10 protein-coding genes are annotated in these 15,645 nt (G+C 55.2%); 9 read left to right on the top strand and 1 reads right to left on the bottom strand.

Translation table 11 applies throughout. The annotated features are described in order from the left end of the window. The first annotated feature begins 45 nt into the window (after positions 1-45). The 4 genes from smc (at position 46) to VK738_21415 (ending at position 6,131) form a co-directional block, all read left to right on the top strand. A complete protein-coding gene (smc, locus tag VK738_21430) occupies positions 46-4,014 on the top strand; it encodes a chromosome segregation protein SMC (GenBank protein HTD25225.1) in 3,969 nt (1,322 codons plus the stop codon). Positions 4,015-4,313: 299 nt separating this feature from the next. Next, the gene (locus VK738_21425) at positions 4,314-5,228 is read left to right on the top strand and encodes a phosphoribosylaminoimidazolesuccinocarboxamide synthase (protein ID HTD25224.1); all 915 of its coding nucleotides are present in this window, start codon (positions 4,314-4,316) and stop codon (positions 5,226-5,228) included. Between the two features lie 2 nt (positions 5,229-5,230). After that, positions 5,231-5,788 carry a CvpA family protein gene (locus VK738_21420; protein HTD25223.1) on the top strand — a complete coding sequence of 186 codons (558 nt, stop codon included), beginning with the start codon at positions 5,231-5,233 and terminating at the stop codon, positions 5,786-5,788. Positions 5,789-5,855: 67 nt separating this feature from the next. Continuing rightward, complete coding sequence (locus VK738_21415) at positions 5,856-6,131, top strand: helix-turn-helix domain-containing protein (GenBank protein HTD25222.1); 276 nt, start codon at positions 5,856-5,858, stop codon at positions 6,129-6,131. Between the two features lie 124 nt (positions 6,132-6,255). Here VK738_21415 and VK738_21410 read toward each other — a convergent pair whose 3' ends face one another. Then, entirely contained in the window at positions 6,256-9,348 is a 3,093-nt protein-coding gene (locus VK738_21410; protein HTD25221.1) for a diguanylate cyclase, read from the bottom strand. 247 nt (positions 9,349-9,595) lie between these two features. Between VK738_21410 and VK738_21405 the strand changes: the two genes are divergently transcribed. The 5 genes from VK738_21405 to uppP all read left to right on the top strand — a co-directional run bounded on the left by VK738_21405 (position 9,596) and on the right by uppP (position 15,628). Then, positions 9,596-11,275 carry a ribonuclease J gene (locus VK738_21405; protein HTD25220.1) on the top strand — a complete coding sequence of 560 codons (1,680 nt, stop codon included), beginning with the start codon at positions 9,596-9,598 and terminating at the stop codon, positions 11,273-11,275. A gap of 237 nt (positions 11,276-11,512) precedes the next feature. Beyond that, entirely contained in the window at positions 11,513-12,718 is a 1,206-nt protein-coding gene (locus VK738_21400; protein ID HTD25219.1) for a hypothetical protein, read from the top strand. A gap of 35 nt (positions 12,719-12,753) precedes the next feature. Further along, positions 12,754-13,668: a threonine/serine dehydratase gene (locus tag VK738_21395; GenBank protein HTD25218.1), complete on the top strand. Its 915-nt coding sequence runs from the start codon at positions 12,754-12,756 to the stop codon at positions 13,666-13,668. A gap of 176 nt (positions 13,669-13,844) precedes the next feature. After that, complete coding sequence (locus VK738_21390) at positions 13,845-14,774, top strand: hypothetical protein (protein ID HTD25217.1); 930 nt, start codon at positions 13,845-13,847, stop codon at positions 14,772-14,774. After that, complete coding sequence (gene uppP, locus VK738_21385; GenBank protein ID HTD25216.1) at positions 14,774-15,628, top strand: undecaprenyl-diphosphatase UppP; 855 nt, start codon at positions 14,774-14,776, stop codon at positions 15,626-15,628. The genes VK738_21390 and uppP overlap by 1 nt, the downstream gene beginning before the upstream one ends. The last annotated feature ends 17 nt before the right edge of the window (positions 15,629-15,645 follow it).

The raw sequence follows: 15,645 nt of genomic DNA, 5'->3' as shown, positions 1-15,645 counted from the left end.
GACCAATTGAAAGACCACACCGATGCGGCATGAGGGAGTGAGTTTTTGCTAAAACTGAAGAAGCTGCAAATCCTGGGGTTCAAATCTTTCTGTGACCGTACGGAACTGAAGTTCCAAGGTGATGGCGTCGCCGCCATTGTGGGACCGAACGGCTGCGGCAAGTCGAATATCGCTGATGCCATCTCGTGGGTCTTGGGCGAACAGTCAGCCAAGAGCCTGCGCGGCTCGCGCATGGAAGACGTGATCTTTATCGGGACACGCGATCGCAAGCCTACTGGCATGGCCGAAGTCTCTCTCACTCTGATTGACCCTGAAGAGTACGAAGGCAATACCAGCTTCACAGAACCTGAAGTTGATATCCAGAACGAACCCTTCGACGATTGGGATGAAGCCGGCGATCGCGCAACTGCCGCGGAAGACACAGAACGCCACATCGCTGACGTTCAGCCGCTGGGACCGGAAGAGGTTATTGTAGAAAACGCTGCCGCAGCGGATGATGCCATCGCCGGCGAGAACACGACCCCCGAAAATACAGTCGAGGATTCAGAGAACGCTGCTGCACAAGCTGCTCCGGAAGAGGCACAACAGACTGCGGAAAGTGACACAGCCGAACCGCAAGCTCCAGATGCTTCAGCCAGCGAAAACGCTCCGCAGCATGTTGTTTTGAAGATCCGCCGCCGCAAGTTCAAGACCACGCAATTCAAAGCCGGCGAACTTGTTGTCACGCGGCGGTTGTTCCGCTCTGGCGAGAGCGAGTATCTGCTGAATGGCAAACTCTGCCGCCTGCGCGATATCCAGGATATCTTTATGGGAACAGGACTTGGCCCTGAGTCCTACGCGATCATTGAGCAGGGCCGCATTGGCCAGATTCTCAGCAGCAAGCCCTATGACCGGCGCGCGATTATCGAAGAAGCTGCCGGCATTACCAAGTTCAAAACCAAGAAGCGGTTGGCCGAGGCGCGGCTTGAGCAATCGAAGCTGAACTTGGCCCGAATTAACGACATTTTCGATGAAGTCACGCGCCAGATGAATTCCCTTAAGCGCCAGGCCGCCAAGGCTGAGCGTTACGCCAAGCTGCGCGATGAGATGCGCGAAAAGCTCCGCCTCGTGCTGGCCAGCAAGTTTACCCAACTGGAGCGTGAGGCGGCACAACTCGAGTCTGAACTCGCGAGCATCACCGCAGAGATGCAGACGAAGAATGAAACCGTGCAGAGGTTGGAATCTGAACACGGCGAGCGCACACAGCGCGGCTACGCCATCGAAGAAGAAGCCAAGCGCAACACCGAACACCTGAACACGCTGGCCCTGGAGATGGAGCGCAGCGTCTCGCGCCGGCACACCAATGAAGAGCGTTGCGCAGAGCTCGATGCCCGCTCGGCTGCCGCTCTTGCCGAACTGGAACGCACCCGCGAACAACTTGGCGGCTTACAGGCTGAATTAAACAGCAACCGGTCGGTGCTGGAATCGGCTGCCGCTGATGTGGCTGCTGCTCAAAGTGAAGCCAGCCTGCGGCAGCACGAAGCCGCGACTGCAACCGAAACACTGGCAGCGACAGAACAGAGCCAGGAAGCACGACGCAGCGAGATCATGGAAGCCGTGGCTGCTGCATCCGCCGTTCACAATCGCATGGCGAAGGCAGAAGAACATAGCGCCTCTCTGGAGCGCGAACTGCATCGCTTGCAGCAGGAGACGGCAGGAGCCCAGTCTCAAATCACCGCGTTCGGTGGGCAGCGCGGACAGATTGCTTTTGAGTTTGAGTCTGTTTCCCAAAAAGTTTCTGCACTTACGGCACAGATTGCTGAAGCCCAGCAACAGGTTAAGGAAAAGAAAGCTGCCGAAAGCGAAGCTAAGATACGTCTCGATTCCCTGCGCGCTGAGTATGCTTCCGCATTGGGGAAACGAGGTTCACTCGAAGCGTTGATCGCCGAACACGGATATACGACCGAATCGGTAAAGCGTTTGTTCCAGTCCGGCGCCATGGAAAAAGATTTTGCGCCGGCGGGGATACTGGCTGATTTTCTTGAGGTGGATGACCAGTATGAAAGGGTCGTGGAAGACTTCCTGCGTGACGAGTTGAACTACATCGTGGTCAAGTCCTGGGATGCGGCCGATCAGGGATTGCAGATCCTGCGCAACGATGTCGATGGGCGGGCCACATTCCTGGTGCATTCTGAAGATAGCCAGGAAAAGTTTTCTTTCCTCGTTGATCAGCACACGCGTTCTGCTGTCCGGCGTGATGCTATCGTTCCCTTGAAGAGCTGCATTCGGGTGCTCAACGGTTTTGGAAAGTCGCTGGAAGGAATTCTTCCCAAGTTGGGCAACGGGTATATCGCTCCCGACTCGGCAACCGCGCGCGAGATGGCACTGGAAAACCCCAATGCCTTCTTCCTGGCGCCGAACGGGGAGACTTTTCACAATCTCACGGTCACGGGTGGCAAGCAGCGCACCGAGGGTCCGCTTTCCATGAAGCGCGAATTGCGGGAGCTGCAGCGCACTCTTTCTGACATGGAGCAGACCCTGCGCGCCGATGAGGCCCGCACGGCCGTGCTGGGGCGTGAAATTACTGAGCTTACTTCCCTGCTGGTACGGCTCGAAGAGGAAAGGCGCGAAGCAGAAAAACTGGCGTTGACCTCAGGACATGCCCTGCAACAGCTTGAAGCCGAATTAGAAAAAACCCAGCAGCGGTTGGGGACCTACGAAGCAGAGATCAGCCGGGTCCGTTCTGAGCGCGAAGAGGCACAGCAGACTGTGGCGGAGATGCAGCAGGAATCGGCGCAGCACGAGTCGCACCGCAAAGAGCTGGAATCTGAAGTCGCGGCCATACAGTCCAGGCTGGCAACGATGAAGGAATCGCGCGACCTGGCGGTGCAAACGGCCTCCCAGATGTCGGCGCGGGTAGCGGCTCTGGAAGAGCGCCGTATTGCGGCCTCCTCAGCATTACAACGGATTGAGACCCTGGTCTCCGAGGTCAATGCGCGTGTGGCCTCGCTGGAAGCGCAAATCGAATCTGCGCACGCGGAAAAGCAACAGCGCCTCAGCGAAAATGCGCGTCTGGCCGAGCAGCTTATTGCTTATGCAGCCGAGCGTCAGTCTACGGAAGCCCGTGGGGTTGAACTGCAAAAGGAATCGGAGCAGGTGCGTGCGCGCATGGCTGAAATCGAGCACCAGTTGCGCGAGGTGCGCCAGTTGCTCGATGCCGCTCGCGACCGCCGTGGTGAGCTCTCCGCTGCCATTGCCAAACTGACTTCCGATGCCGAGTACATGGCCGAGACCTGCCGCAACGAACTAAACCTGGGCCGTGAAGAGTTGTTGACCGATACGAACGTGGGCCGAGTGGAAGGCGAAGCGCTTGCGCTGGAAGATACGGCTTATCGCGAGATGCGCACCAAGCTCGAGAACATGGGACCGGTCAACATGATGGCGCTGGAAGAGTACAAGAAGACCGCTGAACGCCACTCGTTCCTGGAGACGCAACGCAAAGACCTGCTGGATTCCATTGAGAACACCTTGAACTCGATCAAGGAAATTGATGCCATCTCGCGCCAGAAGTTCGAAGAGGCATTCGAGCGCATCAACGAGAATTTCCAGTTCACCTTCCGCAAGCTGTTCGGCGGCGGTCAGGCGTTCATGCGGTTGACCGACCAGGAGAACAGCAGCGAAAGCGGTATTGACGTTATCGCTTCGCCTCCGGGCAAGAAGCTGCAGAACGTCCTATTGCTCTCTGGCGGTGAAAAGGCGCTTACCGCGCTGGCGTTGCTGGTGGGCATCTTCCAGTTCCAGCCCAGCCCGTTCTGCATCCTTGATGAAGTGGATGCTCCACTCGATGAAGCCAACGTCGGCCGTTTCACCGATCTGGTAAAAGAAATGAGCGTGCAGACGCAATTTGTCATCATCACCCACAACAAGAAGACGATGGGCATCTCGCCCACGCTTTATGGAGTGACCATGCAGGAGCCGGGCGTCTCCAAGATCGTCTCCGTGCGCTTCGGTGAAGAAGCCAAGGCGGCCAGTTAGCCCGCGCGGCGGGAAAATTACATGCACCCTGTTGCATAGTTCGCCATCAAAAGTTTTTACGGCTTGGTTCAACCGATAAAATACCAGCCTCTATTTTGTATTTTTTGAAGCGATCTACTTTTCCACTTACTTTTCCACAGCTCTAAACCATTGAGCGCCTGTATAAAAACTAAAAAATAATTTCTGTCAACTGTTTTTCAGCGAAGAAATTTTGCACAATAGGTCAAGTGACCAATTGGTCATGTTGACAAATTTTTCTGTGGGGTTAGAATACGCGACTATCCTCGAGTATGAGTTCTGTGCAGACCCGAACCGACCATCCCGTCTTGATGCAAACCGATTTCGCGGACTTGGAACTTTATGCCAGCGGCAAGGTGCGCGATGTCTATCGTGTTGATAACGAACATCTTTTGTTCGTGGCGACCGATCGCATCTCAGCCTTTGATTACGTTTTGGCTTCCGGTATCCCGCATAAGGGCCGCGTGCTCACCCAGCTTTCCCTGTTCTGGTTTGATTTTTTGAAGGATGTGACCCAGAACCATCTGGTGACAGCCAACGTGAACGACTACCCGGTGCATCTTCAAAAGTACCGCAATGATCTATCAGGCCGCTCCATGCTTGTGGTCAAGGCCGACATGATAGCCATTGAGTGTGTGGTGCGCGGATACATTTCAGGCTCGGCCTGGAAGGAATATAAACAGAACGGCACGGTATGCGGCATTCAATTGCCGGCTGGATTAAAAGAATCCGACAAACTACCGGAGCCGATCTTTACCCCGTCAACCAAGGCGTTGAGCGGGCATGACGAAAATATTTCGTTCGAAGAAATGGTTAAGCACGCCGGCCCCGAGCTTAGCAAGAAATTACGCACCTTGAGCCTGGAGATCTATACCAAAGCGGCAGAATACGCCGCTGGGCGAGGCATCATCATTGCAGATACAAAATTTGAGTTTGGCAATACGCCCAAGGGATTGGTGCTGGGTGACGAGGTGCTTACGCCCGACTCTTCCCGCTTCTGGCCGGCGGAAAAGTACCAGCCCGGACGGGCGCAGGATTCTTACGACAAACAGTACGTGCGCGATTATCTGGAGGAGATCCACTGGAACAAGCAGCCTCCGGCGCCGGCGTTGCCCGAGAATGTTGTGGAACGTACCAGTGAGAAGTACACAGAGGCATACCGCTTGCTGACCGGGCGGACTCTGGACCTGTCATAGACATGACTGGTTTTGATTGGGTCCTGGTGGCGATTGTTGTGCTGTCTGCGTTGATGGCGGCGGCAGAGGGTTTTTTCTTTGAAATATTTTTTCTCGCAGGATCGGTCGCTGGTTATCTTCTGGCGGCGTGGGATTATCACCGGGTTGCGCCCTGGTTTCAACAATTTGTCAGCGCACCCTGGATGGCGAGTTCAGCGGGCTTTTTAACAATTTTCTTTGGCGTCATTCTCCTGGCGGGGATGGCGGGACGTATTTCGCGGTGGATTTTTAAGGAAGCAGGATTGCAATGGGTTGACCGGGCATTGGGTGCGGTCTTCGGTCTGGCGCGCGGAATCGTAATTGCTACGGTTCTGGTGATGAGCATGGTTGCATTTTCACCAGGTGTCAACCTGGTGGCCCAATCCAAGCTAGGACATTACTTTCTAGTGTTTGGTTATGGAGCCAGTTGGTTGGCGCCGGCAGAGTTGCGCGGACGGCTGAAACAAGGAATGGAAAAGGTGAACGCATTCATCCTTGAACAGGAAGACCACAGTGGCCCACAGAAAACCCCCAGCCAGTAAAGCTGGAAGTAATTGCGTACGGCAGGAATTAATTTCATAGCAACCCATTAGGAAGAGAGGCGCTCAGGTGAAGGACCAACTCGAAGCTCTTGTTCAGCAGATGCATAAAAGCGGCATTCTTTATACCGAGGCAGTACACGAATTCAAAAAGCGGTTTATCTGCACTGTTCTGCAAGAAAACAGCGGCAACCAATGTAAAGCTGCCCGCGAACTGGGCATGCACCGTAATACGCTCAGCCGCACCATCTCCGAGTTGAAGATTGATCTGCGCACATTGAACGGCGTGCGCCGCCCACCGCGCAGTGCCCGCCTGCTGCCCCTGGAGAAAAAGGCAGCCCGATAAGTTAGTCTCGAAAACTGATCTAAAACCGTAGCGCGGCGTCTCGCCGGCTGTCGCGTGGGCATCTTGCCCACGTCCCTTAGAGGGAAGCAGGTTTGCGTCAGGGCACGCCCGCAGTAAACTTTTTCTAATTGGCTTTTTTCTGCGGCCCGGGAAGTCGAGATATCCTGACTTTGCGTCCCTCAACTTCCATGGTTTCTCCAACTGATTTTTCCCCTTGCAGACCGGCTGGTTCTCTTTCAGCCGCCATGATGCCGATGGCCTGGTTGCGGCCGGAGTTTTTGGCCACATACAACGCGCGGTCAACCAGCGTAAGCATCTCTTCCATAGAAACTGCTTCGGGAGCAGACCGGAACCAGGGAAAGCTTCCCCACCCGAGGGAACAGGTCCGGAACATAGATTTTCCGCCTCCCAGGTCAATGGGCTCAGAGGCCACGATAGAAAGAATGCGTGCCGCCAGCGCCTGAGCATCGCGGCGTTCTGAAGCGCGCGAGACGATCAGGAACTCCTCGCCACCCCAGCGGATGAGCATGTCAGATGTGCGTACCACGCGCGAAAAGCGCCGCGCCATCTCGACCAGCGCATGATCTCCCACATGGTGGCCGTGCATATCGTTGATTTCTTTGAAGTGGTCAATATCAACCAGATAAAAAATCAGGTCGCGGTGATCGGTGCTGTGAGAGGAATCGGAATATGCGCGAATCGCCTGGCTGATGTCGGAGGCAATCATACTGTCGAAGAACCTGCGGTTGCCGACCCCGGTCAGAGGATCGGTCAGAGCCGCTTCGGCAAGTTCACGGTTTGCGTTTGCCAATTCCGCGCTGCGCGCAGCCACAGCGGCCTCCAGGCGTCTGCGGTCGGCCTGCAGGGCGGCAGTTCGAATGCGCAACATGAGGTAAATCAAAAAGACCAACAGGCCAAGCCCGAGCAGGCGCGCCCACCAACGCTCCCACCACGCCGGGTGTATGGAAAAAGAAAATCTGGCAGAATCGCTCCATTCATTCTCGTCAAGACGGCAAGAAACTTCGAATACATAGGAGCCCGCGCCAAGCGAAGGGTAACGTACCTGACGCAGAGCAGTTTCAGTAAACTCAGATTCCAAACCATTCAGCCGGTAACGGCAGAGGTAGCGCTGGGGCTCGCGGAAGGTCAGCGGCACAAACTGCGCTGAAAATACTCGTTCGCTGTATTTGGCCTCAGGATTAGCTTCCGCGAGGCGCTCCTGGCTTCCCAGGCGGGCTGATGTGATCACTACCGGCACGGATTGTGCGGCCTCTGCTCCATCCGTTTTGTGAGGAGCATAGTGGGCCAAACCGCGGCTGGTGCCGATCAACAAGCTGCCATCGGGTTCTACCCAGAAGGCTGCGGCGCTGATGTCATCCCAGATGAGCCCATCGGCGCGAGTAAGGTTGGTGATATGTCTCTGCGAATCTATGACCGAGACGCCGCTGTCACCGCCGGTCCATACATTTCCGGCATGGTCGAGGCCGATCATGTAGATCGCATCGGTGCGGAGCCCCTGGGCAGTGGTGATGTGTTCAACACTAGCGGTGGAACCTGAGAGCCGAAGATGTCCTAATCCCATGGCTTCGTCATAGCGAAACCAGATTTCATCACCGCTGACCGGAACAATCTCAGTGACCACGTCGGAACGCAGGCCGTCTTTGGTGGTAAAGTGCAGCCAGTGCTTGCCGTCAAAACGAGAGATGCCGCTGCGGCCGCATGTCCACAAGATTCCGTCGGACGAAAAAACCGGATGACTCGTGGAATGGATGACCTCTGAAGGAAAGCTGATATTACGGGAAACCCATCTTCCGTTTTCGTTGCTGAGGGTCTTCAGGTATTGCGCGTTGCCGATCCAGAGCTTGTTATCAGGAGCGAGCGCCATTCCCGTGGGGTCGCGTGCACTGGCGGGTTCAACCCGCACCTGCTTGAGCTGCAGGGTTGCCGGATCAATATGAGTCAACCCACCGGGATAGGAGAGGACCCAAATCGCCCCATCTTTTGCCAGGGCCAGCCGGCGGACAATCGAGCCCGCAAGCCCCTGGGCTTGCTTCCAGACGCGCCAGGAGTGCGTGGAGGCATTCCACAAGGCAAGGCCTTTGTTGGTTCCCACCCAGAGACGCCCTTGACGGTCGCGCAAAGTGCACCAGACTACGTTGTCGGGAAGTCCTTCCGACTTTCCCCACCCAGACCAGGTAGTGGGATTCGGCCAGCGATCTAGCCCCATGCCGCCGTAGCCAATCCATATGGCGCCTTCACGGTCCTCGAGTGCGGCAAAAACGGCCTCGGACGACATGCCTTGTTTTTCACCATAGGCTTGCCAGTGATGATTGATACGCCGGAATAGACCATTTACGGTTGGAACCAGCAAATTCCCCTGGCGATCAAACGATGGGGCCCCAAAATCATTGGCTTCGGGGATGCCGGCGTCATCCTTGATGAATTGACTGGTTCCCAGATTGAAGCGGTCCAAATGCTCGGTGGTTCTGACCCATAGGTTCTGTTCACCATCCACCAGAATGGCGATGATCGCTTCTTTTGGCCTTCCAATACCCGTGGGTAAAATTTCCGGACGCGACGCCGGGGTCCGCAGCCTGCCTAAACGGTGCCCGACGGCAAACCAAAGCACGCCATCGGATCCGAAATAGAGGGCATCAATCGTTCCTGCGGGCAGGCCATCTTTGCTGGTTACCAGACGCGTGTGGTTAGGATCAAAACCATCAATCCAAAGCAACCCATCGGTGGTGGCAATGTAGATTCCATTACGCTTGTCTATGGCAAAGAGCTGATGAATCGGTTGGATGCTCATAGCCGACGAAGGCAGTGGCAGCGGCACAAAGCGCTTGCCGTTAAAGTGCGCAATGCCCGATGCGGTTCCCACCCATACAGTGCCGTTAGGCGAGAGCAGGAGCTGATCAATAAAGGCTGTCGGGAGCCCTTCGTTACGGGTAAACGTGACTACTTCCGTGCCGTCAAAGCGCATCAGGCCGCTTTGCGTGCCTATCCACAGGAAGCCTTGACGATCTTGGACTAACGCCGTGACCGTCTTTGTGCTCAGACCTGCGCGTTCAATGTGCTCAAAGGCGTAGCGAGGGTTTGCCGGCAGCGAGAGCTCAAAGGTTGCCCCGGCCGGGTAAGCGATTATTTTTCCGGATGCCAGCAAAAAACACCCCAGCATGACAATCCGGATGTGCGAAAGTCGAAAGCAGAATTTCATCTGCAAACTTAAATTGTTGTGCGCCGTAACCTGGTAAGACCGTTCTCCGGGAGGTGCATCAATTATGCAACAAAATCGCCTGGGTGGATAGTCCGCGACAATCTGAAGATTCTATTGAAATCATAAGAGGTCGTCGGGCGGAGAGAAGCAATTCATTATTTGGGCATGGCAAGAAAGCATAAACAAGGAAAATCACTGAGTATCAAGGGGCGTGTGCTAGCATCATAGTTTTCAAGTGCTCCATTAAATGCCTTCTGGAAAGCTACATATCGTGCCCTTGGGCGGCCTGGGCGAGTTCGGGATGAACTGCATGGCCGTGCGCTGGGAAGATGACATCATCGTCATTGACGCCGGCCTGATGTTCCCTGAATCCGAACTGTTGGGGGTGGATATTGTTGTCCCCGACATCACCTACCTCATAGAAAATCGCGACAAGGTCAGGGCGATCATCTTGACCCACGGCCATGAGGACCACATCGGAGGATTGCCATGGATCCTCACCGAATTGAACGTGCCGGTCTATGGCACGGAGTTCACCCTGGCCTACGTGGAAGACAGGCTGGAAGAGCACGCCCTGCTTGAAAACGCCAAATTGCACATTATCGAAAGCGGCAAACGTTTCAGCATTGGACCGTTTACCATCAATCCCATTCAGGTGACCCACAGCCTGGTGGATTGCGTGGCGTTGGCTATCCACACGCCGCTTGGGGTCATCATTCACACCGGCGACTTCAAAGTTGACCCCACCCCTACGGATAACCGCCTGTTCGACTTGCATGCTTTCGCCGAGTATGGAAAAGAAGGTGTGCTGGCGCTATTACAGGATTCCACGAACGTAGAGCGCCCGGGCTATACGCCCAGCGAACGCGCCGTACGGCGCAAATTCGATGAAGTGTTCACCCGGGCTCAAAAGCGGATTTTCATCTCCTGCTTTTCTTCCTCCATTCATCGCATCAAACTGGCTTTTGATCTGGCCTACGAATATCGCCGCAAGATTGTTCTTGTGGGCCGCTCGATGACCAATTCGGCAGAGATCGCAGAGGATTTGGGATACGTCGAGATTCCCAACGGGGTGCTGATTCATCCCGGCGATCTGAAGAATTATCCTCCGGAAAAGGTATGCATTCTCATCAGCGGTACGCAGGGCGAGCCCATGTCTGCCCTCTCACGCGCGGCGGTTGATAACCACAAGCACGCACGCATCGAACCCGGCGATACCGTCGTGCTTTCTTCCCGCATTATCCCCGGCAACGAAAAAAGTATTTACCGGATGATTGATCACATATTCCGCCGCGAGGCGCACGTGATTTACGAAGACGGCTCTTCCCCACCGGTCCACGTGAGCGGACACGCCAGCCAAGAAGAGCTCAAGTTGATCATCAACTTGGTGAAGCCGCGATATTTTATTCCTATTCACGGCGAGTATCGCCAACTGCGGCGGCACGGAGAGCTGGCCGCCACCATGCACGGCGCAGTAGGCCAGGTGATGCAGATTGAAAGCGGCGACATTCTGGAATTCGACGAGCTCGGCGCGCGCAAAGCTGGCCGCGTGACCGTAGGCCGGGTTTGTATTGATTCTGGATCCATGACCGACGTCGTCGAAGATTTGGTGATCCGCGACCGCAGACACTTGGGAGAAGACGGCATTGTGCTGCCCATCATCGCGATTAACAAGCTCTCTGGAAGGGTGGAGGCTACGCCCGAGATCGTGATGCGCGGCTTTGCCGGCGCTGGAGGCTTGGCCGAAGAAGTCGGCTTTCTCGAACAGGCCCGCACCATTGTCATGAAAACGCTGGAGGAATCGAGCGCCGAAGAAAAGGCAGATTACGGCGTGATTAAAGAGAAAATCCGCCAGGACTTAAAGCGTTACATTAACAAGAATACAGCCCGCCGTCCGCTCATCATGCCGGTGATTTTGGAAATCTGAAGCCGAGCATTCAGTACTCAGCGATCAGCATTCAGCTAAAAAAACAAGTACTCGGTACTTAGAAACATCCGGTGAAACCGAGTTCAACGTGGCAAGGAAAAAAATCGAAATTCTTAATCGAAAATTACCCAAATTACGCAGTTCCCCAATTTCTTCAATGACTCAATGCCCCGATGATTCAATGACTCAATTTTCTCTGTGTCTCTGTGCCTCTGTGGTGAAGCTATAATTGTCCTCTTGAAATCCACCCGACGCAAACGGCTGCTGTTGTTCCTTAAGATCGCGTTCTGCGCGATTGTGCTTACTGTAGGAGCGCTGCCCTTCACGCCGGCGCATGACTACCAGCGCGCCGCGTCACTGCTGCTCCGCATGAATAACCCCGACCATCCCGGCAGGTTGGGTGAGTTCGGTGTCTATCAGGTTGATGAAACCATTCTGAGCTTGAACGCTCCTTCTGGCAGCGTACGAGCCCGTCTTTACATGCCTCAAGGTGTCACGCAACCGCCAGGGATCGTTCTGGTCCATGGCATTCATCATCTCGGGATGGAGGAGCCTCGCCTGGTGAGTTTCGCCCATACATTCGCGCAGAGTGGTGTGGCTGTACTTACTCCCGAAGTAACTGAGCTGGCGGATTATCGAGTTGATCCTGTATCCATCGAGACTATCGGCGAGGCAGCACACTTCCTGTCCCAGAAACTGAACCGCGAGTCTGTTGGAGTGATGGGCCTTAGCTTTGCCGGCGGGTTGGCGTTACTGGCTGCTGTTGATCCTCATTATTTGCATGACATTAATTTCGTAGTTGCGGTCGGTGCACACCATGACCTCGCCCGGGTTTCGCGTTTTTTGGCGAGCGATCAGATCGAACTGCCTGATGGTTCGGTCAAATCTCTTCCTGCCCACCAATATGCAGGACTCGTACTGGTGTATGCGCATCTCGAGGATTTTTTCCCTCCTGCCGATCAACCCGCAGCACGCGATGCCTTGCGGCTGTGGCTTTGGGAGAGCTTTGACGCTGCGCGAGCGCAAGAGGGCCGGCTTAGCGCTCCCGCCAAGGCAACCGTAGAAGCGTTATTTCAGCACAAGATGGATGCCGTGCGTCCGCAGTTGTTGAAAGAGATTGATCAGCACCAGATACTTATGCAACAGGTTTCTCCCGCCGGACATCTGAATCAAATTCAGGTGCCTGTGTTTCTGCTCCACGGTGAAGCGGACAATGTGATTCCCTCTTCAGAAACCGAGTGGCTGGCGCGTGAGCTTCCTCCCGAGTACCTTCGCGTCCGTTTGATTACTACAGCGTTCAGCCACGTGGATATGCAGCATAAAATGTCTTGGAAGGAAGAGTGGCAATTGGTTTCATTCATAACGGCAATTTTGCAACAAGCCGAAACAGAAAAAGAAGCGCCTGCCAAACCATCTCCCGAGGTGCCGTCATCGTCAAGCTAAGCGATATCAAGCAGGCCCGAAAACGCATCCTTGGAGTGGCCATTCGCACTCCGTTGCTTCGCTTTCCGCGGAGCAAGGATTTCAGTCTTTTTCTGAAAGCCGAGTGCCTGCAGCCCGTCGGATCGTTCAAGCTGCGTGGCGCCTATAACAAAATTGCTTCTCTGACCGATGCCGAAAGAAAACGCGGTGTGATTGCTCACTCCAGCGGCAACCATGCGCAAGGCGTGGCCTATGCTGCCCGTGCCCTGGGAGTGCGTGCCACCATCGTGGTACCCGACAATATTCCCGAGATCAAACTCAAGGCAACCAAAGGATACGGCGCCGAGGTGGTAATTGTAGGCCCTAACAGCGCTGACCGCATCCAAAAGACAGCGGAGTTGGAAGCGCAATACGGCTTCGTGCCCGTCCCGCCCTACAATGATGAAAAGATCATTGCCGGTCAGGGCACAATTGGTTTGGAGATCATGGAAGACCTGGCCGATGTAGAGCTGGTTCTGGCCCCTGTAAGCGGAGGCGGACTCATCAGCGGAATTGCTTCCGCTGTAAAACAGATCAACCCGAAGGTAAAAATTGTGGGAGTTGAACCAGAGCTGGCCGGCGATGCCCAAGCCAGCTTGCGCCAGAAGCAGCGGGTGACATTCCCTGCCGAGCAGGTAGGACGCACTATTGCCGACGGCTTGCGCACCTCGCCGGTAGGAGAAATTCCCTTCGCGCACATCATGAAATTTGTGGATGATATCGTGACCGTAAGCGAAGATGAGATTCGCGAATCCATGCGCCTGATCCTGCACAATACTAGAATTGTCGCCGAGCCCAGCGGCGCTGTAGCTCCAGCCGCAGTTTTCTTCCATGCCGAGCAACTACCAAAAGCGCGTAAGATTGCAGCGGTAGTCAGCGGCGGTAATGTTGATCCAAAAATGCTGGTAGGCATCCTGAAGAATGAGTTATGAATGAAGAAAGAGTTGTCATTCCGAGGAACGAAGTGACGAGGAATCCCTATGAGCTTTGAGGATTTGGGTAGCATAAGGTGAAGAATCGCCGCACAATAGGGATTCCTCCACTTCGCTACGCTTCGTGTTCGGAATGACAAGAAATCTGACTGTGCAGCCAAACTTAGAATATTGCCATGCCACATAGAATGTTTTACAAAATTGCTCTCTTCCTCTTGCTCTGCCCCGCACTTTCTTTCGCCGACTCCGTGCGCGGCATCCTGATCCGTGAAGCCGGGCTGTATATCAGCCCCGACGCCACCTCCCAGAAGATCGGTGCCGCCGGACGCGGCCGCGAGGTTGCGATCTTTGAGAAAAGCCACGACTGGGTCAAGGTTTTTGCCCAGGTGAGCGAAGAGCAACAGTTGACCGGCTGGACTCTGGCCAAGGGCGTTATTCTCACCACAACTCCCAACGGTGACCGGGTCCTGTTTGGCGCTGCTGCTGAAGCCGAAGAAGAAGCCTCGCGCCCGCACGGCCGCCGTGGCGCCGCCCAGGACGCCATGCGAATGTACGCGCGCATGGCAGAATATTTCCCCAACTCGCCCCTGGCGGCTGAAGCCTTGTACCGTGCTGGGGATATCCGCTGGCAAATCGAGTACGCCGATATCATGACCCTGCCCTCGGCCAAGGAGCAGGACCCGGATGTGCGTTCCAAGATGGATGAAGACGTAATGCGCCAGGTCATGAAAAAGTATCCGCACACCAAGTGGGCTGATCTGGCTGCGTATCATCTGCTCGACAACAAAGTTTGCGGTGACTGGCAGGCGCAACCCAAGTGTCCGGAAAAAGAAACTGAGCTCTATGAAAATTATGTGAAAGAGCACCCGCAGTCGCCTAAAGCCGCCGAAGCACTTTACAATGCAGCCTGGCGCCAGTCGGCATTGATAGAAATTTACAAAACACAGGAGCAGGCTGCCCGCAGCACCGCTGCCGCCGGTAAAGCCAGCATACTGGCCAAGCGGGTAGCAACGGAGTATCCCGATTCGGATTGGGCCAACCGCGCTTTGACGCTGGAATATAAGATCGAGCAGAACATACCTACTTACGGGAGTGATAAAGAATAGTGCCCCTCTATCAGGCAATCGTCCTCGGAATCGTTCAGGGTCTCACAGAATTTTTACCGGTTTCCAGCTCAGGTCATCTCATCCTGGTGCGCGACCTGCTGCACTGGTCTGATCCTGGCCTGGCCTTTGATGTAGCACTGCACGCCGGAACGCTGGTTGCCGTGCTCATTTATTTCGCCGGCCTGTGGATACGCATCCTGCGCGCTGCCTTCGGCGCCAACGTCAGAATTGACGACGCCTCTGGTGATACCAGCCCGCTTTCACCGGAAGAGCTGCGGCAACAGCGTTGGTTGCTCTGGCTGCTGGTGCTGGGAACGGTCCCAGGCGCGATTATTGGCAAGCTGTTTGAGAAACAAGCCGAAGAAACCTTTCGCCAGCCCGCGCTGGTGGCATCCATGATGATCGTGGTCGCATTGATCATGTGGTGGGCTGAGAAAGCCGGAAGCTACCGTAAGAGCCTATCCCAGACCGGCGTGGCAGACGCTCTGACTGTAGGCATTGCCCAGGCGGCAGCGATTGTCCCCGGAGTCTCGCGTTCGGGCTCTACCATCGCCGCCGGCCTGTTCCGTGGAATGACACGTGACGCCGCCGCGCGCTTCAGCTTCCTGCTGGCTACGCCCATCATCGCCGGCGCTTGCGTGCTCAATGCCATTCATCTGCGCCACACGGGAATTCCGGCCGACATGAAGCAGGCATTTATCGTAGGAACGGCGGTTTCGGCGGTGGTGGGGTACATTACCATCGCGGGGTTTATACGTTACCTTCGCACCCGTACTTTGAAGATTTTCATTGTTTATCGCATTATTTTTGGCATAATTGTTCTAGCTCTGGTTTTCCGCGGGTACTTTGGCTGATCGCCATAACTGGCATC

Source organism: Terriglobales bacterium, assembly GCA_035487355.1.
In the GTDB taxonomy this organism is placed as follows: domain Bacteria; phylum Acidobacteriota; class Terriglobia; order Terriglobales; family Acidobacteriaceae; genus QIAW01.
This window is presented reverse-complemented; position numbering and strand designations above follow the sequence as displayed.